Below are 23,905 nucleotides of genomic sequence, written 5' to 3' on the forward strand. Positions count from 1 at the left end.
GTGCCAAAAGTGGCGAGAGCGACGGACTGTTTTATTACCGTCTTTTTGTACCTTTTATAACTGACTGTCTGGCCTTTTGAGCCGATAAAGACGAGCTTATTGAGTGTTTGTGCGACCGAGGACTCGCCGGGGTTTTGCGGCCCCGGCGAGTCGTTCAGCATCAAGCAGTTGCAACCTCCAAATGCACGGGCACGGAGTAGTCATCAAATTCGAGCACGGAACCGCCGTTCACGTCGTCCGCAAACGTCAGCGCCAGGGCCTGAGTTTCGGTGCGGATGTAGTCGCCGAACGCGGCCACGGCGGCCGTGAGCTCGGGCTGCTGGTCTGCCAAAGTGACGCGGATTTTGTCCTGCACTTCCAGGCCCGAGTCTTTGCGCAGGTTCTGCAGGCGGTTCACCAGGCTCGCGGGCGAGGCCTTCCTGGCGCAGGCTCGTCGGTCAGGGTCACGTCGAGGGCCACGGTGAGGGGGCCGTCGGTGGCCACGAGCCAGCCGGGCAGGTCGTCGGTGCGGATTTCCACATCGTCGGGCGCCAGCGTGATGGGCTGGCCATCCACTTCCACCGCGAGGGTTCCCTCCTTCTCCAGCTTGCTGATTTCAGCCGCCGTCATCTGCTGAATGCGGGCGCCCACGGCCTTCAGACGCGGGCCGTATTGCTGGCCGAGACGCTTGAAATTGGGCTTCACCGACTTCACCAGCACGCCGCTTTCGTCGTCGAGGAATTCAATGTGCTTCACGTTGATTTCGGCGCAAATCAGGTCCTCCACGAGGCCGACTTGCTCCTTGGTCGAGTCGTTGAGCACCGGCACCAGGATACGCTGCAGGGGCTGGCGCACCTTCAGCACCGACTTTTTGCGCAGCGAGTGGGCCAGCGAGCGATGCGTTGGGCCAGCTCCATGCGTTCCTCCAGCTTCGGGTCGATGCGGGCGGTATCGGCTTCCACCAACAGCGTCAAATGCACCGATTCCGGGGCCAGGGGCGTGTTCTTGGCTACTGCCTCAGCGCGCATGCCGTCGGTCATGTTCTTGTAAAGCCACTCGCCGAAAAACGGCGCGATGGGCGACATCGCCTGCGCTACTACTACCAGGCATTCCTGCAGGGTTTCGTAGGCAGCGCGCTTGTCGGCGGTCAGTTCGCCTTTCCAGAAACGGCGGCGCGAGAGGCGCACGTACCAGTTCGAGAGCTGGTCGGTCACGAAATCCTGGATGGCGCGGGCGGCCTTCGTGGGGTCGTAGCTGTCCAGATGGCCGCGCACTTCCACAATCAGCGACTGCAGCTTGCTCAGAATCCAGCGGTCCAGCTCACTCAATTCCGACTGCGAAATGCGGTTGAATTCGCTGGTCTGGAACTCGTCCAGGTTCGCATAAAGCGCATAAAACGAGTACGTATTGAACAGCGTGCCAAAGAACCGGCGCTGCACTTCGGTCACACCGGCGGGGTCAAACTTGAGGTTGTCCCACGGTGGCGCGTTGGCGATGAGGTACCAGCGGGTGGCATCCGGGCCGAACTGCTTGATGGTGGCAAACGGGTCCACGGCGTTGCCGAGGCGCTTGCTCATCTTCTGGCCGTCCTTGGCCAGCACGAGGCCATTGGCGATGACGTTTTTGAAGGCCACGGAGTCTTCCAGCATCACGGCCAGGGCGTGCAGCGTGAAGAACCAGCCGCGGGTTTGGTCCACGCCTTCGGCAATGAAATCGGCGGGGAAATTCTTCTGGAACTTCTCACCGTTTTCGATGGGATAATGCCACTGGGCATAGGGCATGGCGCCGGAGTCGAACCACACGTCGATGAGGTCGGGCTCGCGGTACATGGGCTGGCCGGTGGGGCTCACGAGGAAAATATCGTCCACGTAGGGCCGGTGCAGGTCCACTTTTTCGCCGTTGGCGTAGGGGTTGTGGGTCATGACTTCGGCCGCCACGGCCTTGTCAATCTCCGTTTTTAGCTGCGCGATGCTGCCGATGCACAGTTCCTCGGTGCCGTCCTGGGTGCGCCAGATGGGCAGCGGCGTGCCCCAGTAGCGCGAGCGGCTCAGGTTCCAGTCCACCAGGTTTTCCAGCCAGTTGCCGAAGCGGCCGCTGCCGGTGCTTTCGGGCTTCCAGTTGATGGTCTTGTTGAGCTCGATGAGCCGGTCTTTCACCGCCGTGGTCTTGATAAACCAGGAGTCGAGCGGGTAGTAGAGCACGGGCTTGTCGGTGCGCCAGCAGTGCGGGTAGGTGTGCTCGTACTTCTCTACTTTGAAGGCCGTGCCATCGCCTTTCATCTTGATGACAATGCTCTCATCCAGCGTCTTATAGTCGGCACCGGACTCGTCGTGGCCGTCGTAGTTCTTCACCCAACGGCCGCCAAACTCGCCCATTTGGGGAACGTAGCGGCCCGTCCGGTCCACAATGGGGCCGAGCGTGCCTTCGGCGTCCGGCACCATCAGCGCCGGGATATCCGCCAGTTGCGCGGCCCGGAAGTCATCGGCGCCAAACGTGGGCGAGATGTGCACGATGCCGGTACCGTCTTCGGTGGTTACGAAGTCGCCGTTGATGACGCGGAAAGCTCGCTCCTCGCCTTCAAAAGGCGTGAAATCGAACAGCCGCTCGTACTTGATGTTGATGAGGTCTGCCCCCGTAAACTCGCCTAGTACACGCCAGGGCAGCACCTTGTGGTCGCCTTCGGCATAGCCTTCTAGCGGTGCCGCCACGCCTTTTTCGTTGAAATAACGGCTCACCAACGCCTTGGCCAGCACCACGTGGATGGGCTCGTAGGTGTAGGGGTTGAAGGTGCGAATCAGCTGGTACGGGATGTTCTTGCCCACGGCCAGGCCAGTGTTAGCTGGCAGGGTCCAGGGCGTGGTAGTCCAGGCCAGGATGAACACCTTAGCGTCATTTCCAGCCAGGGCAAACAGCTTTTCCGAAACCGGACCCGGCTTCACTTTGAACTGCGCCACCACGGTCGTGTCTTTCACGTCGCGGTAGGTCCCGGGCTGGTTTAGCTCGTGCGGTGAGGCCGGTACCAGCCGCTGGTGAGTACGGCTGAATGGTGTAGCCCTTGTACAGCAAGCCCTTGTCGTAAAGCTTCTTGAGCAGCGCCCAGCAGCTTTCAATGTACTCCGGCTCGAAGGTCACGTAGGGGTCGTCGAGGTCGACCCAGTAGCCCATTTTCTCGGTCAGGTCGTCCCACTGCGCCTTGAAGCGCATCACGGTTTCCTTGCAGCGCTGGTTGTACTCCTCCACGCTGATTTTCTTGCCGATATCTTCTTTGGTGATGCCGAGCTCCTTCTCCACCTGCAGCTCAATGGGCAGGCCGTGGGTATCCCAGCCGCCTTTACGCGACACTTGCTTGCCCTGCAGCGTCTGGTAGCGGCAGAAGATGTCCTTCACCGTGCGGGCCATCACGTGGTGGATGCCGGGGGCGCCGTTGGCGGAAGGCGGGCCTTCGTAAAACACGAACGTGGGCTGGCCTTCGCGGCTGCTCACGCTCTTTTCAAAGATGCCGTGCTCCTTCCACCAGGCGAGGATGTCCTCGCCCACCTGGCCGTAATTGAGCGGCTGCTTGTATTCGGGGTATTTCATGAATTGGGTTATTTTCAATCCTTTGGAACGTCATGCTGAGCGCAGTCGAAGCATCTCGCTCGCTTCGTTGCAATCATCTTGATTACTGCTGCACGCGAGATGCTTCGGCTGCGCACAGCATGACGTTCTTTATTTTTCTTCAGGTAATCCGAGTGTCTTAAATCTCATAAGTACCAACGTCGCCTTCCTTTTTCATGCGGGCCAGGTCCAAATCTGCGTCGTCGTCTTCTTCGTGGTAAGACTCGTCGTAATGGCGAATCAACGCGTTGTTATCAATCGAGTTGCCTTTGCCATGGTCGAAGGTGATGAGCATGGCGGGCAGCAGAATCAGGTTGGAAAAGTTGGTGATTAACAACGAAGCCGACATTAACAATCCCAACGCTTTGGTCCCGCCGAATTCGCTGAAGGCGAAAATGCTGAAACCGACGAACAGCACAATGCTGGTGTAAATCATGCTCGTGCCGGCCTCGCTCAGCGTAACCGATACGGCTTCGCGCACGCGCTGGCCATTCAGGGCCATTTCCTGGCGGAATTTGGCCAGCAGGTGAATGGAGTTGTCGCCGTCAATGCCCAGCGCAATCACGAAAATCAGGGCCGTGCTGGGCTTGAGCGGAATGTTGAAAAAGCCCATAATGCCGGCCGTTAATACCAGCGTCACGGCGTTCGGAATAAGGGCAAACAGTACCGTTTTGAACGAGCGGAAGAGAATGAGCACCACCAGCCCCACCAGCCCAAAGGCCAGCAGCAGGCTTTCGCGCAGGGTGTGAATGATGTACTCGTTGCCCTTGGTGAAGATGATGGTGGTGCCAGTGGGGCGAATATCCATGCCCGAGCCAGCGAAAATGCGGTCCATCTCGGGCAGGATGCGCTGGTTCATCAGCGAATCGAGGTTCTGCGAGCCGATATCGGCGATTTTGAGGCTGATGCGGGCCCGCTGGCCGGTGCTGTCGGCGAAGGAGCGCAGCAGCTTGCTGTTCATGCCCGCCTCGTTGCCGGCGCCCTTGGAGTTGGCCAGGGCCGTGAGGATGTAGGGGCGCTCCGAGTTATCGGGCAGGCGGAAGAACTTGGGGTCGCCGTTGTAGAAGGCCTGGGTGCTGGCTTTGAGGAAGGAAACCAGACTGACGGGCGGCGACAGCTCGGGCTGGGTGCGCAGGAACTTCTCGAACTGGTCGATTTTCTCCAGGTTCTTGAGCTTGAGCAGGCCGCGCTTTTTGTGGGTATCGACTTCGAATTCCAGCGGCATCACACCGTTGAAATGGCTCTCGAAGAAGGTCAAATCGGCATTGACAGAGCTTTTCTTGGGCAAGTCATCGACCATGTAGGAGACGGATTCGATGCGCGAAATGCCGAACGCCGCGCCGGCTACCATCACCAGGGCCGCCACATACACGGTGGGCCGGCGGTCGAGCACGAGGTAATCGAAAAACTCCAGCAGCTTGGTGAGCGGCTTGGCATCGAGGTGCTCGAGCCTGCTTGGGCGTGGGCGGCGGCAGCATGCTGAACACGGCCGGAATCAGGATAAAGCTGATGACAAAAGCCGCGAAAATGTTGATGGTGGCCACCAAACCGAACTGGTACAGAATGGCAATATCCGTGAAGGCAAACACGATGAAGCCCACGGCCGTGGTCGTGTTGTTCATCAGGGTAACCAGCCCAATTTTGCGGATTACCCGCGTCATGGCCAGCATCTGGTTGCCCGATTTTCGGTAGTCGTAGTGGTAGCGCGAGAGCAGGTAAGTGCAGTTCGGAATGCCGATAACGACGATAATACTCGGAATCAGGCCCGTGAGCAGGTTGATTTTAAAGCCCAGCAGCACAATCGAGCCGATGCACCAGATAACCGTAACGCCCACCACAATGAGCGGAAACACCACCGCCGACCACGTGCGGAAGAACACCAGCAGCGTGAGCCCGGTCACGACCATGGCCAGCAGGGTAAAAACTTCATTTCCGACGCCACCTTGCTCGTCATGGTGGAGCGCACGTAGGGCAGGCCGGCGTAGTGGAGCTTGATTTTGGTTTTCTGCTCAAACTGCTTGGTGAAGCCCAGAATGTTGTTCATCACAGCCTGGCGGCGCGACGAATTCAGGTACTTCGGGTCCATGGTGAGAGCCAGCAGCGTGGCCCCGGTGACGGGGCTGATGAGCTGGCCCTTGTAGAACTCTATGCTGTTGACCAGCCGCATCAGGCTATCCAGTTCGGCCTGGCTGCGGGGCGCAGTTTTAAAAATGGGCGTGGCCTTGAAGCTGTTATTGGCGGTGTCCTTGCTGATATTGAGCAGCTTGCTCACGCTGAGCACGCCATTCACGCCTTCTACTTTGGCAAGGGTGTCGGTGAGCTGGCGGAGCTCGTTGAAATTGCCCAGCTTGTACACCGAGCTGTCTTGCAGGCCCACCACCAGCACGTTGCCGTCTTCGCCGAAGGTCTTTTAAAGTCCTGGAAATAAATCATGTCCGGGTCGTTCGGACTCACGACCTGGGCAAAGTCGTAGGTCATCTCCACGTCCTTGGCTTTCCAGGCCATGAACACGGTGATGACGGCCAGCACCGCAATCAGCGACAGCCGGAACCGGATAATGAAATAGGCGAGACGCTCCCACATAAAACCCTGCAAAAAGGCAAAGTTACGTAAGCGTAGCGCGGGGTAACCTCCCCTGGCCGTGGCCCAAAGACAGGGCAGCCGGCCGAGCTAAATTGAGCTAAGCAAAAAGCCCCGACTCGGAGCTGAGTCGGGGCTTTTTTTGGTTGAGTTGAGCTGATTTTGGTAGCAAGCAGCTCCTACAGTTTCTCGAAGATGCGGCGGAAGCTCACGGCCTCGCCGATGTAGCTGCGCAGCTCCGAAATCGGCATGCGGGTTTGCTCGCGGGAGTCGCGGTGGCGCACCGTCACGGTGTCGTCTTCCAGGGTCTGGCCGTCGACCACGATGCAGAAGGGCGTACCGATGAGGTCCTGGCGGGTGTAGCGCTTGCCGATGGCGTCGCGCTCTTCCAGCACTAGGCGGAAGTCGTAGCGCAGGGCGTCGAAAATTTCTTGGGCTTTTTCGGGCATGCCGTCTTTGCGGACGAGCGGGAAGATGGCGGCTTTCACCGGGGCCACGGCCGGATGCAGCTTCAGGAACGTGCGAGTTTTGGTTTGCTGGGCCTCGCCCTCCCCTTCGGTGATGGTTTCCTCCGTGAAGGCATTGCACATCGTGGCCAGAAACAGGCGGTCGGCGCCCACTGAGGTTTCTACCACGAAAGGCACGTAGTTGCCGTAGGCCTTGCCGGTGGCGGGGTCGATGTCGGCGTCGAAATACTGCTGCTTTTTGCGGCTCAGGGCCTGGTGCTGGGTCAGGTCGAAGTCGGAGCGCGAGTGAATGCCTTCAATTTCCTTGAAGCCGAAGGGGAATTCGTACTCGATGTCGACGGCGGCTTTGGCGTAGTGAGCCAGCTTGTCGTGGTCGTGGAAGCGCAGCTTCTCGGCGGGCAGGCCGATGGCTTCGTGAAACTTGCGGCGGGCGGCTTTCCAGGTGTCGTACCACTCGCCCTCGGTGCCGGGGCGCACGAAGAATTGCATCTCCATCTGCTCAAACTCCCGCATCCGGAAAATGAACTGCCGGGCCACAATCTCGTTCCGGAAGGCTTTGCCGATTTGGGCAATGCCGAAGGGAATCTTCATGCGGGCCGACTTCTGCACGTTCAGGAAGTTCACGAAAATGCCCTGGGCGGTTTCGGGGCGCAGGTACACGGGCGGCGCATCCGAGTCCACGGCCGAGCCCTGGGTCGAGAACATCAGGTTGAACTGGCGCACCTCGGTCCAGTTGCCGGTTTTGGACACGGGGCAGAGAATTTTTCGTCGATGATGAGCTGGCGCACGCCGGCCAGGTCGTTCTCGGTGAGCAGGCGGCCCATCTCGGCCGTGAGGGACGCGCCGCGAGCGGGGTCGCCGGCGTTTTCGTACTCGGCGGCTTTTTCCTCGAGCAGCACGTCGGCGCGGTAGCGCTTCTTGCTGTCCAGGTTATCCACCATGGGGTCGTTGAAGCCGTCGATGTGGCCTGAGGCTTTCCAGGTCTGGGGCGCCATGAAAATGGCCGCGTCGATGCCCACCACGTCGTGGTGCAGCTGGGTCATGGCCTCCCACCACAGCCGCTTGAGGTTGTTTTTCAGCTCCACGCCGTTGGGGCCGTAGTCGTACACGGCGGCCAGGCCATCATAGATTTCGGAGGACTGGAATACGAAGCCGTATTCCTTGGCGTGGGCCACAATATCCTTGAGCCTGGGTGGTTTCGAGTGCTGGGTTCATACTTACAAAAGTAGGCCGATGTGGCACAAGCCAAAACTTCTGCGTACAAGCCCAAGTTTGGCGCGGCGCCGGCTGAGCGCAGCAGTTAGGACACAATTCGGTAACATAGCGTCTGTAAGCTACCTCCCTACCTTTGACCCATGATTCACCTTAATTACCCACCAATTTCCTGTTTATGTTTGGTTTAGAACCTCACGTGCTGCTGCTTCTCGGCGTGTGCCTGCTGGCCGCCTGCGCGTTCGAGTTCGTCAATGGCTTTCACGACACGGCCAACGCCGTGGCCACCGTTATTTACACCAACACGCTGCGGCCCTGGGTGGCGGTGGTGTGGTCGGCGTTCTGGAACTTCATCGGCGTATTTGCCGGCGGCATCGGCGTGGCCATGGGCATTGTGTACCTGCTCCCGGTCGAGAGCCTCGTCGATGCCAACGTGTACCACGGCATTGCCATGGTGGGCGCCCTCATCCTGGGGGCCATCATCTGGAACGTGGGCACCTGGTACTACGGCATCCCCGCCTCGAGCTCGCATGCGCTTATTGGCTCAATTTTGGGCGTAGGCATTGCCTTTTCGCTGCTGCCCGAGTCCAAAGGCTCGGCCGTGAACTGGGCCAAAGCCGGCGAAACGGGCATTGCCCTGCTCGTGGGCCCGCTGCTGGGCTTTGCGCTCACCATCGGCATGATGTTCCTCTTCAAGCGCTTCGTGCCCAGCAAGGCCATTTTCAAGGAGCCGCACAAGCGTAAGCCCCCGCCCCTGTGGATTCGCCTGACGCTGATTGTGACCTGCACGCTGGTGAGCTTTTTCCACGGTTCCAACGACGGACAGAAAGGCGTGGGCCTCATCATGCTGATTCTTATCGGCATCGTGCCCAGCTTCTTTGCCCTCGACCAAAGCAAGAACCCGCTCGACCTGCGCGAGTCGTTGGGCAAAGTGGAGTACGTGATGAACCGCGTGAACCGCAACGAGCCTGAGCCCGGCCGACAGCAAAATGCTGAGCGAAATCGAGACCCAGACCAACGACCTCGACCGCATTTTTGCTAACACCACCCGCATCCAGGACCTGCCACAGAAGACCCGCTTCGAAATTCGTCGCGACATTCTGCTCATCGCCAACCGGGCCAAAAAGCTGCTCGGCTCCGAAAAAGTGAGTTTGAGCACCCAGGACAGGGACATTTACGATGCGGCCATTAAGGAAATGAAGACCTTCACCGACTATGCCCCGTGGTGGGTGCTGTTCATGGTCAGCATCTCGCTGGCGGTGGGCACCATGATAGGCTGGCAGCGCATCGTGAAAACCATCGGCGAGCGCATCGGCAAGGAGCACCTGAGCTATGCGCAGGGCGCCTCCTCCGAGCCGGTGGCCGCTGGCATGATTGGCATCAGCACCCAGTTTGGCCTGCCGGCTTCTACCACGCACGTGCTCACTTCGTCCATCGCGGGCAGCATGGTGGCCAGCCGCGGCGTGAAGAACATCAACCCCGGCATGGTGCGCAACATTGCCCTTGCCTGGGTGCTCACCCTGCCCGTCACGATGGTGCTTTCGGGCTTGTTGTTTCTGCTGTTCCGCGCTTTGTTGGGCTAGTAAGCTCGGCCGATTAAAACACAAAAAAGGCTGCCTCTCACGGGGCAGCCTTTTTTTGTGCTCGGATATTTAGCAAACCCAGCCGTTGCTAGCGAAACTGAGAAATACAGGTGTAAACCAGCTGTTTTCACCGACTTGTCCACTTATCCACAGCGAAAAAGGCCGGAAATGTGGATAAGTCCGCCTTATTTGGGCCACTGCACTTCCATGTCGTCGTTGATGAAGACGCCGAAATTCACGAATTGCAGCTCGCCTTCTTCAAAATATAAGTCAATCATCGACTTCTCGTACGACAGCCGCACCGCGCCTTCCTCCATGGTTTCCATCTCGGGAACGGGCTGGTTGTGGCGCTGCATCAGGGCCTTGATTTGGTCGACGCTCTGGCCGTAGATGTTCTCGCCGAACAGGCGCATGTTAGGGTTGTCGGTTTCGATACAGCTCAGGCGGAAGTCGTCTTCGCGGTCGAAGTAGAGCGAAAGCAGGTAGTCGTCTTCGTGGTAGTTCCAGGCCTGGTGCTCGAAGTCGTCGTCGTCGTCGGACTCTTCAATCTCCTCGGGCTCGCCGACGAGGGTGCGTACCTCGTCCATGGTCGCGCCAAAGCGCAGCGGGCCCATGCCGGTGCCCAGAATAATTTCGTTTTCCTCGATGCTGGAGGGTTGGGTGGTGCTCATGCGATTGGATTAAAGGGGAGGTAGCAAAGGTAGATGTTGGTTGCGGGTTGCTCGTTTCTGGTTGCTGGTTTCTCGTTGCTTGTTCTCAGATACCGCGTCTGTCTGGGACTGGCAACGAGAAACCAGCAACCAGAAACGAGCAACCAACGCTTATTTCCCGTATTTCTGGATGAAGGCTTCTTTTTGCTGGAGGTACTCGGGGTGGACTTTGGCCTGGTCCCACTTGCGCTTGAAGATGGCCGCGGCTTCCACCTTGTCCTCGTCGGGGTGGTCGGTGCGCGGGAGCTCGGCGCGGCCGTGGGCGCCGCTTTGGCCTTTCTTGTCGTCGGGTACGGGGCCGGCGTATTTCTTGCCGCCGCGGTGGTTGGCATAGCGCCGGGCCCGCGTAAAGCCCATCTGGATAAACTTCCGGGCCATGTCGGCCCCCACAAAATCGTGGGCCTTCAAATAAGCCTCAAACAGCCCGTATATCACCTCCGACGACTCGGTGGCTGCCGCAGCGTCTTTGAAGCGCCAGTGGGGCAGGATTTCGCCCTTGTAGGGCTGTACCAGCAGTACCCCCTGCTCGCCCCGGCCCACGCGGTACAGCTCGGGGTGCTGGCGGAAGTCGACGGTGTGGAAATCGAGGGTGTAGTCGAACGGCATCGGGCGCTATACGCAAACCGGGCAGCGCGAGGATATCCACCTTCCCTGGCCCGCCATGTGGAAAACGCCTAGCCAAAGCTGCTTTTGCATGCGGCACCAAAATCAGTGGTGGGTTGAAAGATTAAATCAGAAGCAAGCTCCCGAGCCAGTGGTCGATGCTCAAACTTTTGATTCGGGAACAAACCCTTGATTCGGGTTTTCCCCAACCTTAATTTTTTGTTAAATCTTTTTTCTAAAAAACCTTCTTTGTTTCCACTCATTAGGTCGGTTGATAAGTGGATAAGCTCGGGAGGTTATCCCCAGCGTGGAAAACGTGGGGAAAGCACGGCCTTATCCACGCGGTATCCACCGGTATTGTGGAAAACAAGACACTGTTTATCAACGATTTGTTTTGTTTTTCAACATCGAAACCCCCTTTCCACATTTTCCCTGTCCCCACGAAAATGGGGATGTGGGAAGGCCTTTTGGCGTGGAGAAGTTATCCACGGTTATCCCCGCTGGTTTCCCCCTGTGCAGGGCGGCAAACCACCAAAAAAACTTGTACCCCACTTATCCCCGTTCAGCTTTCCACTATCCCCCAGGTTATCCCCGAAATTACTCACAGCGCAAAAGGAATGTGGAAAAGCCAGTGGAAAACCGGTGGATTAGCCGCTAAAATGGCCCTCAGTAACTGGAAATAGCGAATAGTTATCCACGAATGTGGATAAAAGAGGGCTTTCAAGCCTGTTTTGGCAAGTGGGGTTAGCCCAAGTGGCAGTGTCAGGTGAGAGGCCTCAGAGAAGGGAAATCAGCGAAGCCCGGGCAAAGCGGGGTACGGCCGGAATGCCCTTTGCATGAAAGGAGAATCCGGTCTAAATGCCTCGGGGAGGCTTTCAAGATATTTATACTTTGCTCTACCAATATACACTCGCAAAGCGCCGACAAGCCTACTCGAAAGTTAGCTCAAGTGCGCCAGGATGCTCTAAAACTTGAGGGGCGTCACGATATCGAAGCCCGCGCGAATTTGCTGAGGCCGGGGGTCGAGGAACACGGGCTCGGGGGCCAGCAGCAGGTTGGGGTCGCCGTTGCGCCATTTGCCATCGCCGTCGGCGTCAATCAGCACGCGGAGGCGGTAGGTGCCGGGGGCAATGTCTGAGAATGTGTAGGTGCCTTTGGGCGAAACGAGGCTGGCTACCACTTGCAGCTTGTCGTCGAGCAGCTGCAGGCTCGAAGCTCTTTTCCTTGGTGGTAATCGTGCCGCTTAGGCTGGTAGACACGTCCTGCTCGCTGATGCCCAGGCGCAGCGGCCGCAGCCGCAACGGCTGCCCGGTAATGGCCGTGAGGGCCGTGCTGTCGAGCACAATGTCGAGGCGCTTCCGGGCTTTGGTGTTGAAGCGCACGGTAAGTGCAGTGCGGTCGGGGCTGAGGGTGCCATCGGCGGGCACCCGCAACGGGCGGCGCCGGGTAGAATCCTCGATGAGCGTGCCGAAGGGCTTGCCCGCGGCGAGGCGCACGGGCACAGCAAAGCTGAACTTGACCTGCCCCTCCGAGTAGACGGTGCGCGGGCTCCCCTCCACCGAATACAGGGGTGGGCTCACGGTTTTCCTGGCGGTGGCCGGCGGCACCGGAAACTTCACCTGCAGCGTGTCGCGGCCCACGTTGCCGGTGCTGTCGGCGGTGGTGAGCAGGTAGCGGCCATCTCCTACTTCCGGGGTTTTGAACAGTACTACCGTGCGGCCCCGGTCGGTGAGCAGCAGGGCCTCGGCCACGGCGGCGGGCGCCTGGCCCGAGCCCAGGGGCGCCAACGCCGCCGAGCGCAGGCCTTCGTTGAAGCTCAGGCGCAGCTGCGTGGGGCTGGGCTGCCGGGTGGTGAGCAGGGGCGGTCGGCGGTCGGGCTGGGTGAGCACCAGCGAAACGGGCGCAGCCGTGCTGCCGGCAATGGTGATGGGGGCGGGCAGGTAGGCAATTTTCTCGCCCTCGTCGTAGCGGCCGTTGTTGTTCTTATCAGCCAGCGCATAGATTTTGTAGGGCCCGGCCTTGAGAAAACCCAGGCTGAACTTGCCTTCTTTATCGGTGAGCACCGTGTAATAGGGGCGGCCGCGCTTCACTCCGGCGGTGTCGGCATCGCGATAGAGGCCCACGCTGGCTTCGGCAATGGGTTTGGCCGTGAGCACATCGGTGACGGTGCCGCTCACTTTGCCGGAATCCAGGACGGCGCCGGTGCTGAAGTTGAGCGCGGCATTGCGGGCCGGCAGCCCCTCAGTAATGTCCACTACGCCTTCCCGGAAATTGAAGCTGTAGGTGGTGTTCTCGTCCAGCGGCTTGTCGAAAAGCAGCGTGATGGAGTTGCGGTCTTCGCGCAGCTTGTAGGAGTTGTCAGCCGAGAGCTGGGGCGTGATAAGCAGGTTTTTGCTCAGGTCCTTCGTCACCACAGCTTCCGAGAAGTTGAGCCGCACGAACTGCTGCTTCACGTTGCGGGCGGCGCTATCGGGCGAGCTGCTGACGAGGCGCGGTGGCGTCCGGTCGCGGGGACCGCCGAGGGGCGGGGCCACGGCAGCGCAGCTTTCGAGCAAGGCAACCAGCGCCAGCAAAGCCAGCAGTTCAGCGCGAACGGACATTAGAAAACAACAGCGTGGTGAGAGTAAGCACAACAACCGCCGCCCCGCCATGCCGCACAAAAACACTTGGCGCGGCAGTACAAGACTCGGCAGTAACGACGGCAACGTGCCGCACGGTATCCGGTGCAAAGGTGGGCGAAGGAGTTTAAACCGAATCCAGCCCGAGCCAAGCTACAGGGAGCACGAGCAGTCGCGAACAGTCGGTTTCAGCCGGGCTTCTCCCCATTGGCAAGCCGCCTCAGGCCGCCGGAGTGCGTCGTCCGGCCACGTATAGCAGGCTCGAGTACTGTCCCTCGTGCTGCTCGGCGTACTGGTTGGACTTGTAGCCCGCCTTCAGAACGGTGAGCAGGCCGCCGGCCCGCTCGGCCTTGTGCTTTTCGCTGAGCATGCTCACGTAATAGGCATCCAGCGGCATGGGCAAGGTTTCGCGGATGGCCAGCTTGTGCTTCTTGAGCAGGCTGGGCCATGGTCTTGGGCGCGAAATGGTAGAGGTGGCGGGGCACGTCGTAGGCGGCCCACAGCTCGCGGTAGTGCTGGGCGTCGAGGCTTTCCACGTTGGGCACCGCAATCAGCATCACGCCGTCGGGTTTGAGGAGCGCCGCGAGCTGGGCCAGGGTTTCGTTGAGGGTGTGCACGTGTTCGAGCACGTGCCAGAGGGTAATCGCATCGAACGTGCCGGGCTCAAGCGCCCCCAGGCCGTCCTGCCCGATGGGCTGGCCGAGGCGCTGGCTGGCTTCTTCCCGGGCGCGGGCATTGGGCTCGAAGCCCGCTACGTCCCAGCCGGCCGATTTGGCCGCGGCCAGGAAGTTGCCGGTGCCGCAGCCGTAATCCAGCAGCTTGCCGCGGCGGGGCGCAAACTTGGTGAGCAGGCCCACCTTCCGGCGCATCGTGAAAAAACGGGCCACCTTGTAGGCGCGGTTGACCAGGCCGGCCGCGCCGCTGTTGTGCGAAACGTAGTCATCCGACTCGTAGTACCGGCCAATGTCGGCCTCGTCGGGCCGGGGGTTGGTGAACTGGAAACTGCAGCCCGCGCACTGCACTATGGCAAAGCTTTCGTGGCTCACCGTTCGGTCTTCCACCACCAGTTTGTTGCGAAACTCGGTTTTGCCGCACACCGGGCAGCTTTCTAATCGTTCGTAGGACACGGATACTTCTAAAGGGCAAAAGCCAGCCGTTTATAGTACGGCGCAGCAACTTTTATAGCCCGGCAAAGTTCGCAACATTTTAGCGGCAACAGAATAGCCCAGCTTTAATTGCAAAAACGGTCCTGTCGAAACAGCCCAACCAAAGCGCTTGGGCTGTTTCGACAGGACCGTTCCGGTTAGGTTCAGGCAAGAACTATCGGCCCAGGTACACCATCAGCACCGACACATCGGCCGGTGAAATGCCGCTGATGCGCGAAGCCTGCCCAATGGTTTCGGGCTGAATCTTGAGCAGCTTTTCGCGGGCTTCGTAGCTGAGCGCGGGCATGGCCCGGTAATCGAGCCGGCCCTGAATCACGAAGTTTTCCAGCTCCTGCTGGCGGGCGGCCTGCTGGTGCTCTTTCTGCAGGTAGGTTTCGTACTTGATGTTGATGATGGCCTGCTCCAGGGCTTCTTCATCAAACGCGGCCAGGGCCACATCCAGCGCGGGCAGGGCCCGGCGCAGGTCGGCCAGCTCCACATTGGGCCGGCGCAGCAGGTTCACGGCGCGGGTCTTTTCGTGGATTTCGGCAGAGCCCAACTCCACCAGCATGGGGTTCGCTTCAGCAGCTTCAATACCAAACTTCTGCAGCAGCTCGGCTACTTCAGCCGTTTGCGCTTCTTTCATCCGTACCCGTTCAAGCCGCTCATCCGAAGCCAGGCCCAACTCGTGGCCCAGCGGGGTGAGGCGCAGGTCAGCGTTGTCCTGGCGCAGCAGAATGCGGTGCTCGGCGCGGCTCGTGAACATGCGGTAAGGCTCGTCGGTGCCTTTGTTCACCAGGTCATCGATGAGCACGCCGATGTAGGCCTCGCTCCTTTTCAGCACGAAGGGCGCCTTACCGTGCACTTTGTTGTGGGCGTTGATGCCGGCCATCAAGCCCTGGCAGGCTGCCTCCTCGTAGCCCGTGGTGCCGTTGATTTGGCCCGCGAAATACAGGTTCTGCACGCGCTTGGTCTCCAGCGTCAGCCCAAGCTGGGTGGGCGGGAAGAAGTCGTACTCGATGGCGTAGCCCGGGCGGAACATCTTGGCGTTTTCGAAGCCCGCGATTTCGCGCAGGGCGCGGTACTGCACGTCTTCGGGCAGCGAGCCTGAAACCGTTGATGTAGCACTCCACGGTGCTCCAGCCCTCGGGCTCCACAAAAATCTGGTGCCGGTCTTTGTCGGCAAAGCGGTTGATTTTGTCTTCCACGCTCGGGCAGTAGCGCGGCCCCAGGCCCTTGATGCGGCCTTGGAACATGGGCGACTTCTCGAAGCCCTCGCGCAGGATGTTGTGCACCCGCTCGTTGGTGTAGGTGATGTAGCAGGGCCGCTGCTGCGTGAGGCGCGGCGTGTCGAGGTAGGAGAATTTGCTGGGCACGTCGTCGCCGCCCTGCACTTCCATTTTGGAGTAGTCAAGGCTGCGGCCATCCACGCGGGGTGGGGTGCCGGTTTTCATGCGGCCGGCTTCAAAGCCCAGCTCCACGAGCCTGCTCGGTGATGCCGCGGCTGCCCTTCTCGGCGGCCCGGCCGCCCCCAAAGTTCTTCTCGCCAATGTGGATGAGGCCGTTCAGGAAGGTGCCGTTGGTGAGCACCACCGACTTGCCCCGGAACTCAATGCCGAGCCTGGGTTTTCACGCCCACCACAATGTCGTTTTCCACCACGAGGCCGGTCACGGCTTCCTGCCAGAAGTCCACATTTTTGATGCCTTCCAGCGTCAGGCGCCAAGCTTCGGCAAAGCGCATCCGGTCGCTCTGGGCGCGCGGGCTCCACATGGCGGGACCTTTGGAGCGGTTCAGCATCCGGAACTGAATCATGGTCTGGTCGGTGATGATGCCCGACTGGCCACCCAGCGCGTCGATTTCGCGCACAATCTGGCCCTTGGCCACGCCGCCCATGGCCGGGTTGCACGACATCTGCGCGATGGTGTTCATGTTCATCGTCACCAGCAGCACTTTCGAGCCGAGGTTGGCGGCCGCCGCCGCGGCTTCGCAGCCGGCATGGCCCGCGCCCACTACAATAACGTCGTAATCTTCTTGCTGAAACATAGGCGCGCGAGGTCTCGCGGAGTTTAAAAATAAGTCTCGCCAGGGCGATAAAGGCTGTAACCAAGCTTTGCGAAACTTGATTTCAACTTTGCGAAGCTTGGCGCGAAAAAGCCCGGCCGGCGTTGCGGGTGACAAATTTACGAAATCAAAAACCCGCAGCCAGTTTCACGTGAAACGAGTTGCGGGTTCCAAAATTCGGGTTAAAGCACAGCCGTAGCTACCCAGCAGAACCCGTAAGCTTTTCGGCAAGCTCGCGCAAGCCTCGGGGAGCCAGTCGGCTAGTAGCTCAGCTGAATTGGCAGCTACGGCGTCGCGGGAATAATTTTTCCACCGGCCGCTGATGCTGTCAAATACTTCGGTAGCCACTGGGCTCAGCGACAGCTTGTAGTCGAACTTCGGGTAGTCGTGCACCACGTAGCCGGGGTAGTAATAATCCAGGCCCAGATGACGGGCGTAGTCGGTTTTCAGCAGAAGCAGGTACTTGCCCAGGCTATGCTGCCGGTACGTGGGGTCGTAAAAGTTCAGGATGCCGGCCACGCTGCGGTTGCCGCGGTCGAAGATGCCGGCGGCCACAAGCCGGTGGCCGTCGCGCAATTCGACGATGTAGGTATTGAATACGTTGTGCTCGGCCCCACCCAGCAGCACGGCCTCCACGGTGGGCGAGGCATCGAAGGTGATGGCGCTGCGGTAGCGGGCGTACAGTTCTTCGTGCTCCGTGGTGAGATGAAATGGTTGGATGGTGGCCGCAAAGCGGGCGTTGCGGCGAAGCAACCGGCGCTGTTCGGGGCCCCATTCCACGCGGGGCAGCACCACGCGCAGCCAGTGGGCCGTGTAGAGGCGCCCATCAAAAGGCACAAACTGGCAGGTGAACAAGTCCTGCTGCATGCGGTAGTAGCCCTGGCCCAGGTAAAAATCCAAGGCTTCGCCCCGGATAACGGGCAAACCAGAAGAAGAGGCGGACATAAAACGGGAGCAAAAAACGGGGATGCGGGTACCGCGGCCAGCCGGGCTTGGACATGACAACGCCCACTAAAAGCGGGCGTCGGGTGGTCTTAGAATAAGCAGAACAAGACCTAGAAAGTTCGCAGCGACAAGCAGTGGTCTTCCTTGGCGCGCATGGCCGTTTGGCTCAGCAGGTCTTTGTCGTGGTAGCCGAGCAGGTGCAGCACGCCGTGAATCATGACGCGGTGTAGCTCGTCGCGGAAGCTCACGCCCAGGTCCTGGGCGTTTTCGCGCACCCGCTCCACGCTGATGAAGATGTCGCCCTCGATGATGTCGGCGTCGTCGGAATTATCGAACGTGATGACGTCGGTGAGGGTGTCGTGGTCGAGGTACTCGACGTTGAGTGGTGTAGGTATTCGTCGGAGCAGAAAATGTATGTGAGCTGCACAATGCGGTGCTCGTGCACGGCCGCCACGCGCTCAATCCACTCCACGAGGCTTTCGGCGTCCGAGAGCTCAAACTCGGGCACGTCTTCCACCATGAATTCGATGCCCGGGGCCTCGTGGTGTAGCTCGCCGGGGGGAAGTTTTCGTGGTGGGGAGGCCCCACCGGCGGGGTGCTAATCATGCGACGTTAGGCGGCAATGTGGTCGGCAGTGGGGGTATCGTCGACGGGGGCGGCGGTGAGCTGAAACGTGAGCTGCACACGGCGGCCTTCCTTGCTGAACTCCACCTCATCGGCCAGGTGGCGGATGAGGAAGATGCCGCGGCCACCGGGGTTTTCCAGGTTTTCGGGCGCCGTGGGGTCGTCGAGGTTGTCGTAATTAAAGCCCGCGCCCTCGTCTTCGATTTCGAACTTGAGCACCTGCGGCTCCACAAACAGCGACAAGTAGACGTTTTTGTCTTTATCGAATTTGTTGCCGTGGCGAATGGCGTTGTTCACCGCCTCGGTCACGGCCACCATGATGTTGCCGTAGATATCGTCCTCAATCTGAAAGGTATCCTTGGAATTATCGATAAAACTCTCCACCACGCGGATGTTTTCGACGAGCGACGGAATCTGAATTTTTACCTGCTTCATAAGGCGGTTTGATGGGAAGAGCGGCAGCGGATTAGGGGCGGCAAAAATAGTCTTTTAACGGCAAAGGGCCACAAGAAATTATATCGCCCACCGAAGCGTGGTTTCGGCAGAATACTAACTGGTTAACGAAACGACCAACGGCTTGGCAGAAGCCACCGTTATTTGATTTTCTGAAAATACTCGCCTACCTCGCGTTGGTAGTACGGGGTGAGGCTCGGGGAGTACTACGTAACAATTCGGTCTGGCGTTCTTTGCTAGCCCTGTATTTGTCGAAAGCCGGCGGAAAAACCGGGGATTTATACTGAGCAGCTTGGGCTTCGCGCTTGGTGTCCTGGTCGCGTTCGCGGGCCGATTTTTCCACTTCGAGCAGGCGGGTGAGGATTTGCTGCTGGCGCATGATGGTTTCTTCGGTCAGGCGCTTGTTCACGAGGTCGGTCTCGGTTTGCTCCATCATCTTTTTGATTTCGCCGGTACCATCGCCGCCCTTTTCCCCCTTGCCGTCTTTGCCATTGGCGCCGCCTTCCTGGCCTTCTTTGCCACCCTCCTTGCCCTGGCCTTCTTTGCCGCCGGGCTTGCTGCCCTGCTGTAGTTTGTCGAGCCTGCTGCATGGCTTGCGCAGCATCTGCTGCTGGCCGGCTAGCTTGGCCAGCTCCTGCGACATTTCGCGGCCCGATTTGCCACTCTTCGAGAGTTGCTGAATCTGCTCGTTGAGCTGCTGCTGCATCTTGCCCATGTTGCCGGGGCCGGGCTTGCTGCCTTGCCCCTGCCCTTTGCCCTTGCCCTTTTTCTTGCCGGGCTTACCCTGGCCGTCCTGAGGCTGGCCTTTGCCGGCCTGGGCTTCCTGCTGCATCTGGTCGAGGGAGCTTTGCAGCATCAGGGCCAGGTTGTTCATGCTGGTCATGGCCTGCTGCTGGGTGGCGGTGGCCCGGCCGGGGTCGCGCTGCTGGATGTGAGTCAGCGACTCGTCCATGCGGCCGTTCATCTCGCCCACTTCGCGGGTCACGAAGCTCTGAATCTTGGGCTCCTTCTTGGCCAGGGCGTACAGCGAGTCCTGCACAATGCGGGCGTCGTCGCGCAGCTTGCGCTGGGTCTGGCCGAGCTGCACAAAGCGCGGGTCGGACTGGTCCACCTTGCGGAAGTCCTTCATGAGGGTTTCCTGGTCGAAGCTCAGCGTCAGCAGGTTTTCGAGGATGTCGCGCAGGTCGTCGATGTTCTGCTGGGCCTGGTCGCTTTCCTCCTCGCTCATCTGGTCGCGCATCTTTTTGGCCATCTTTTTCATGCGGTCAGCGGCGCTTTTCTGCTTGGCGGCGGCCTTGGAGTTCTTGTTTTTGCTGAGTTCCTGCTGGCTTTCCTGCATGTCCTGGTCGGTCTGCTCCTGCTCGGGCTTCTGCTCGTCCATGCCGTTCTGGTCGCCGAGCTCCTTATCCATCTGCTTGAGGTCCTGCAGCTCCTTTTTCAGGTCTTCGAAGGCCAGCTGATTCTGGGTCTGCTCCTGCTTGAGTTGCTGGTTTTTGGTTTCTTGTTCTTTGTTGCTGAGCTTGTTGTCGGGGTTGTCCTTGTCGTTCTGCTGGGTTTTGTCGGCCAGCTTTTCTTCCTGCTTGGCCAGCTCCTCGAGCTTGTTGGCGGTTTCCTCGACCTTCTGCTCCAGCTGCATTTGCTTGAACATTTCGAGGGCGCGGTCCAGCTCTTTCTGCAGGGTGTCTTCCTTGTTTTCGAGCTGCTGCAGCAGCTTTTGCATCTCGGCGTCGGGCTGCTTTTGCTGCTCCAGCAGCTTCTGCAGCTTGTCGTAGAGCTTCTTCGTTTCGGGGTCGAGCAGGTCGTTCATGAGCTTTTTCAGCTCCTCGGCCTTCTTGGCCATCTCCTCGCTCTTGGGGTTGAGCTGGTCTTGCTTCTGCTGTAGCTGCTCAAACATCTTCTGCATCTGCTCCATCTGCTGGTTCATCTGCTGCTTCTGGTCGAGCATGTTTTCCAGCTGCTTGCGGTCTTGGAAGCTCAGGTCGCGCTTGGTCTTGAGCTTCTCCTGGGCTTTGGCGAGCTCGCGCTCCAGCTTTTCGCTCTGCTTGGCGGCCTGGCTCATCTGGCCGGCCACCGATTGGGCTTGGGCGTCGAGCTCCCGGCTCATTTCGCGGCGGCCGGGCAGGCGGAACTCCGCGGGCCGGGTGCGCGTGGCCTTGGGGCCGTGCACGCCGTCGTTGTCCCAGGCCTCCACGTAGTATTCGAGGCGGTCGCCGGGCTGCAGGTTCAGCGGGTTCAGGTTCCAGGTGTAGGCGTAGGTGCCGGCGCTTTCGCTGGGCAGGTTCAGGGGCCGCGAGGCGTAGTTGCCCGCCGCCCGGGCATTGCCACCCCGCACCAGGCGGTAGTGCAGCTCCAGCCGGGTCAGGCCGTAGTCGTCGCGCACGGTGCCGCCCAGCGCCAGGTAGCGCCGCGATACCGTGTCCGGAAAGGCTTCCAGCGTGAGCGTGGGTGCCTGGTCGGGGACGGCCGCAAGCTCATAGGAAATGGGGTCGCGGTTCAGGCTGGCCGGGTTTTTCAGGCGGAGTAAGTAGGGCTGCGAGCGCAGCACCCGGCGCGTGGCCACGAAGCTGCCGTCTTCGCCGCTGGCGACCAAGGTCTCGTCCGGGTTTTGAAACACCAAGGCCAGGCTCATCGGTGGCCGCCGTGGCAAACTGCCATTGCACCGTGCTGCCCTCAGGCACCGTCAGGTTGCCGCCGTTCTCGATGGTTTCGGGCGCCTTGCCGGTGTAAGCCGGGTAGGTGATGTTAACCTTGAAATCGCGCAGGTTGGGCCGTTCCAGTACCGTGGTGGTACTCGGGCGAGTTGAACCCAGCGCCCTTGAGCTGAAACGTCACGTCGCCCTGCGGCTGCTCAAACGTGTAGCGAAACTCGCCGCCACGGCCGGCCACCTTGCTCAGGCGCCGCTCGCCGTCGTTGTAGGCAATGCTTACCTCAGCCGGCAAAGCGTTACCGGCCACGCCCACGTTGAGCGTAAAATCTTCTCCCCGGAAAGCCGTCAGCTTGGGGTTTTTGATGACAAACTGAAACGGCGCCGGCGGCGAGTACGCCCGCTTGTAGTGCCAGATGCGCTTGGTGCCCTGCACCAGAAAGCTGGGATAAAACGCCAGCAGCACCAGCAGCAAGGCCACCGGTACGGCCGCGTACTTCCACAGGGGCCGGCTTTGCTGCTTGATGTCGATGCCCTGGGCAAACGAAATGTTGCCCATCTGCGCCGCGCGCTGCTCCAGGCTGGCCGCAATCAGGGCGTTATCGCGGGCCTGACCCTGCAGCTGCAGGGCGTTCAAGAGGCGGTCCTGCACTTCGGGAAACAGCTCCCCTACCCTGCGGGCGGCCTGCTCGTCACTCAAGAGCCGACGCAGGTTGGTGAGGGCCGCCAGCGGCTGCCAAATCCAGCGCGCAAAGCTGTACACCGTTAGCCCAATAAACCCGAACAGCAGCCCCGCCCGCACCACCGTGGGCAGGTAGAGGAAGTACTCGAGCACGTTGAACACCACAAACAGCGTGAGCAGCAGCCCACCGGCCACCAGCGCCCCGCGCACCAGCAGGTTCAGGTAAAACTTGCGCTTGAAGGCTTCTAGCTCCGTTCGCACCCGCGCCAGGGCGGGGTACTCGGCCGCCGCAGCGCCGCGCTCCATCAGCATCGCCATAAATGAGGTCTTATTCAGGAAAGATACATCAAGACGGGGTGCTTGGTTCGAGGAGGTAGCGTGGACGCTGTGAGTCCGCGCATCGTTCGCTCCGGCGCGCACTCGCAGCGTCCACGCTACTCCACCTCCACCCAGGCTGGGCAGTGGTCGGAGTGCACCACATCGGGCAAGAGACCCGCGCCGGTCAGGCGTGGTTGCAGGGTACCATCGGCCAGCCAGTGGTCGAGGCGCCAGCCCACGTTGCGCTGGCGCGAGCCGGCCCGGTAGCTCCACCAGGAATAGTGCCCCACGGCCTCGCCGTGGTGATGCCGGAAGGTATCCACGAACCCATCGGCCAGGAAGTCCTTGAACCACTGCCGCTCCTCGGGCGTGTAGCCCGGGCTGTTCTGGTTGGCCTTGGGGTTGTGCAGGTCGATGGCCGTCTGGCAGCAGTTGAAATCGCCGCCAATGAGCAGCGGCGGCACATTGTCCGCCTTCAGCCCCTCTACATACTTTCGGAAGAAATGCAGCCACTCCACCTTGAAGGCCTGCCGCTCTGGCCCGCTGGTGCCCGAAGGCATGTAGGTGTTCAGCACCGACACGTTATCGAAATCCAGGCGCAGCACGCGGCCTTCGTCGTCGTAGCAGCTTTGGCCGCAGCCGTGCACCACAGCGGTTGGCTCAATTTTCGTGAACGTGGCCACGCCGCTGTAGCCCGGTTTCTGGGCGGGGTGCAGGTAGGCTCGGTAGCCCAGCGCTTCAAAGCCGGACACGTCCATGGCCTCGCGGCCGGCCTTGATTTCCTGCAAACACAGCACGTCGGGCGCCGCGGCAGCCACCCACTCCAGCAAGCCCTTGCTCAGGGCCGAGCGCAGGCCGTTGACGTTGTAAGAAATGACTTTCATTCGAAGGCTTTGCTCAGCATGACGTTCTATGTAACTTATAATTCGTCTCCCGGGTCCAGCATGAAATACTCCAGCACGTGCCATTTGAGCATCCGTTCCTGCTCCTTCAGGTTAGCGAAGGGCACGGGGCGTAGCAGCTTGTAGTGGGGCCAGCCGTCCTCGTCCACGCGCTCGAGGCTCGTAGTGGCCGCTGAGGCTGAAGAGCCGGCAGGTGGCGATGTGCATCAGGTCCTGCTTTTGCTCTTTGGTGAACGTGGTGATGCCCTGGTTCAGCTCCTGGATGCCGATGAGCAGCAACAGCGCGTTCAGGTCGGGCCGCTTGCCGAAGCGGGCCTCCATCTCCTGCATCAGGGTTTCCCAACGGGACTCGAAGTCGGCTTCCGATTCGTGGTTTTCGGCGGGGTTCAGGTCCTCGCTCATACCGCGTGCTCGGCGTGGGGTGGCGCGGGTGCTACGGCCTCCATCTTGAGGATTTCCCAGTACTCCACCGCGCGGCGGAAGTGCGGAATCACGATGCTGCCGCCGATGATGTTGGCAATGGCAAACACCTCGTAAATCTCCTCGTCGGTGAGCTTCTCCTCGAAGCACTTGCCGAGGTGGTACTTGATGCAGTCGTCGCAGCGCAGCACCATGGAGCAGGCCAGGCCGAGCATCTCCTTGGTTTTTACGTCGATGGCGCCGGGCGCGTACGTATTGGTGTCGAGGTTGAAAAACCGCTTGATGACCTTGTTGTCGGCCGCCATGATGGTTTCATTCATCCGCTGGCGATACTCGTTGAATTCGGTTACTTGAGACATA

The 23,905-nt window shown here is 60.1% G+C and carries 19 protein-coding genes and 4 pseudogenes; 1 reads left to right on the top strand and 22 read right to left on the bottom strand.

Annotated features, from left to right (window positions below; genetic code table 11):
- Positions 1-160 precede the first annotated feature (160 nt).
- The 6 genes and pseudogenes from ileS to ACFQT0_RS03920 all read right to left on the bottom strand — a co-directional run bounded on the left by ileS (position 161) and on the right by ACFQT0_RS03920 (position 7,801).
- Positions 161-3,558: pseudogene (gene ileS, locus ACFQT0_RS03895) on the bottom strand (isoleucine--tRNA ligase).
- Positions 3,559-3,715: 157 nt separating this feature from the next.
- Complete coding sequence (locus ACFQT0_RS03900) at positions 3,716-4,969, bottom strand: efflux RND transporter permease subunit (RefSeq protein ID WP_380200543.1); 1,254 nt, start codon at positions 4,967-4,969, stop codon at positions 3,716-3,718.
- Positions 4,866-5,483, bottom strand: coding sequence for an MMPL family transporter (locus tag ACFQT0_RS03905; protein ID WP_380200545.1), 618 nt, complete (start codon positions 5,481-5,483; stop codon positions 4,866-4,868). The genes ACFQT0_RS03900 and ACFQT0_RS03905 overlap by 104 nt, the downstream gene beginning before the upstream one ends.
- Positions 5,474-5,956: a hypothetical protein gene (locus tag ACFQT0_RS03910; protein WP_380200547.1), complete on the bottom strand. Its 483-nt coding sequence runs from the start codon at positions 5,954-5,956 to the stop codon at positions 5,474-5,476. Before ACFQT0_RS03910 ends, ACFQT0_RS03905 begins: the two co-directional genes overlap by 10 nt.
- The gene (locus ACFQT0_RS03915; protein WP_380200549.1) at positions 5,872-6,159 is read right to left on the bottom strand and encodes a hypothetical protein; all 288 of its coding nucleotides are present in this window, start codon (positions 6,157-6,159) and stop codon (positions 5,872-5,874) included. The genes ACFQT0_RS03910 and ACFQT0_RS03915 overlap by 85 nt, the downstream gene beginning before the upstream one ends.
- Positions 6,160-6,335: 176 nt before the next feature.
- Positions 6,336-7,801 (bottom strand): annotated as a pseudogene (locus tag ACFQT0_RS03920) (glycine--tRNA ligase).
- A 212-nt stretch (positions 7,802-8,013) separates the two neighbouring features.
- Between ACFQT0_RS03920 and ACFQT0_RS03925 the strand changes: the two are divergent.
- A pseudogene (locus tag ACFQT0_RS03925) lies at positions 8,014-9,418 on the top strand (inorganic phosphate transporter).
- Positions 9,419-9,603: 185 nt separating this feature from the next.
- Here the strand turns inward: ACFQT0_RS03925 and ACFQT0_RS03930 are convergent.
- The 16 genes and pseudogenes from ACFQT0_RS03930 to ACFQT0_RS04005 all read right to left on the bottom strand — a co-directional run bounded on the left by ACFQT0_RS03930 (position 9,604) and on the right by ACFQT0_RS04005 (position 23,904).
- The gene (locus tag ACFQT0_RS03930; protein ID WP_380200550.1) at positions 9,604-10,089 is read right to left on the bottom strand and encodes a hypothetical protein; all 486 of its coding nucleotides are present in this window, start codon (positions 10,087-10,089) and stop codon (positions 9,604-9,606) included.
- Positions 10,090-10,239: 150 nt separating this feature from the next.
- Positions 10,240-10,734, bottom strand: a complete 495-nt coding sequence (locus ACFQT0_RS03935) for a DUF4385 domain-containing protein (protein ID WP_380200552.1) — start codon at positions 10,732-10,734, stop codon at positions 10,240-10,242.
- 68 nt (positions 10,735-10,802) lie between these two features.
- Positions 10,803-10,994 carry a hypothetical protein gene (locus ACFQT0_RS03940; protein WP_380200554.1) on the bottom strand — a complete coding sequence of 64 codons (192 nt, stop codon included), beginning with the start codon at positions 10,992-10,994 and terminating at the stop codon, positions 10,803-10,805.
- A 701-nt stretch (positions 10,995-11,695) separates the two neighbouring features.
- Positions 11,696-11,836, bottom strand: coding sequence for a hypothetical protein (locus ACFQT0_RS03945; protein WP_380200556.1), 141 nt, complete (start codon positions 11,834-11,836; stop codon positions 11,696-11,698).
- Positions 11,826-13,331 (bottom strand): Ig-like domain-containing protein, encoded by a 1,506-nt coding sequence (locus ACFQT0_RS03950; protein ID WP_380200558.1) that lies wholly within the window; start codon positions 13,329-13,331, stop codon positions 11,826-11,828. The genes ACFQT0_RS03945 and ACFQT0_RS03950 overlap by 11 nt, the downstream gene beginning before the upstream one ends.
- Before the next feature lie 206 nt (positions 13,332-13,537).
- A complete protein-coding gene (locus tag ACFQT0_RS03955) occupies positions 13,538-14,476 on the bottom strand; it encodes a class I SAM-dependent methyltransferase (protein WP_380200560.1) in 939 nt (312 codons plus the stop codon).
- Positions 14,477-14,669: 193 nt separating this feature from the next.
- Positions 14,670-16,538 (bottom strand): annotated as a pseudogene (gene mnmG / locus ACFQT0_RS03960) (tRNA uridine-5-carboxymethylaminomethyl(34) synthesis enzyme MnmG).
- Positions 16,539-16,703: 165 nt separating this feature from the next.
- The gene (locus ACFQT0_RS03965; protein ID WP_380200562.1) at positions 16,704-17,501 is read right to left on the bottom strand and encodes an arginine-tRNA-protein transferase; all 798 of its coding nucleotides are present in this window, start codon (positions 17,499-17,501) and stop codon (positions 16,704-16,706) included.
- Positions 17,502-17,611: 110 nt separating this feature from the next.
- Positions 17,612-17,842 carry an rRNA maturation RNase YbeY gene (ybeY, locus tag ACFQT0_RS03970; RefSeq protein ID WP_380205903.1) on the bottom strand — a complete coding sequence of 77 codons (231 nt, stop codon included), beginning with the start codon at positions 17,840-17,842 and terminating at the stop codon, positions 17,612-17,614.
- Complete coding sequence (locus ACFQT0_RS03975) at positions 17,746-18,021, bottom strand: hypothetical protein (protein ID WP_380200564.1); 276 nt, start codon at positions 18,019-18,021, stop codon at positions 17,746-17,748. The genes ybeY and ACFQT0_RS03975 overlap by 97 nt, the downstream gene beginning before the upstream one ends.
- 92 nt (positions 18,022-18,113) lie before the next feature.
- On the bottom strand, positions 18,114-18,560 hold the full coding sequence (locus tag ACFQT0_RS03980; RefSeq protein WP_380200566.1) for an ATP-binding protein: 447 nt from the start codon (positions 18,558-18,560) through the stop codon (positions 18,114-18,116).
- 184 nt (positions 18,561-18,744) lie between these two features.
- Positions 18,745-21,207, bottom strand: coding sequence for a DUF4175 family protein (locus ACFQT0_RS03985; RefSeq protein WP_380200568.1), 2,463 nt, complete (start codon positions 21,205-21,207; stop codon positions 18,745-18,747).
- Positions 21,208-21,320: 113 nt separating this feature from the next.
- Entirely contained in the window at positions 21,321-22,211 is an 891-nt protein-coding gene (locus ACFQT0_RS03990) for a hypothetical protein (protein ID WP_380200570.1), read from the bottom strand.
- Positions 22,212-22,339: 128 nt separating this feature from the next.
- Positions 22,340-23,107, bottom strand: a complete 768-nt coding sequence (locus ACFQT0_RS03995; protein ID WP_380200572.1) for an exodeoxyribonuclease III — start codon at positions 23,105-23,107, stop codon at positions 22,340-22,342.
- Between the two features lie 111 nt (positions 23,108-23,218).
- Positions 23,219-23,527: a hypothetical protein gene (locus tag ACFQT0_RS04000; protein ID WP_380200574.1), complete on the bottom strand. Its 309-nt coding sequence runs from the start codon at positions 23,525-23,527 to the stop codon at positions 23,219-23,221.
- On the bottom strand, positions 23,524-23,904 hold the full coding sequence (locus tag ACFQT0_RS04005) for a carboxymuconolactone decarboxylase family protein (RefSeq protein ID WP_380200576.1): 381 nt from the start codon (positions 23,902-23,904) through the stop codon (positions 23,524-23,526). Before ACFQT0_RS04005 ends, ACFQT0_RS04000 begins: the two co-directional genes overlap by 4 nt.
- Position 23,905 lies beyond the last annotated feature (1 nt).

Origin of the sequence: Hymenobacter humi (assembly GCF_042665855.1) — a bacterium.
GTDB lineage: Bacteria > Bacteroidota > Bacteroidia > Cytophagales > Hymenobacteraceae > Hymenobacter > Hymenobacter humi.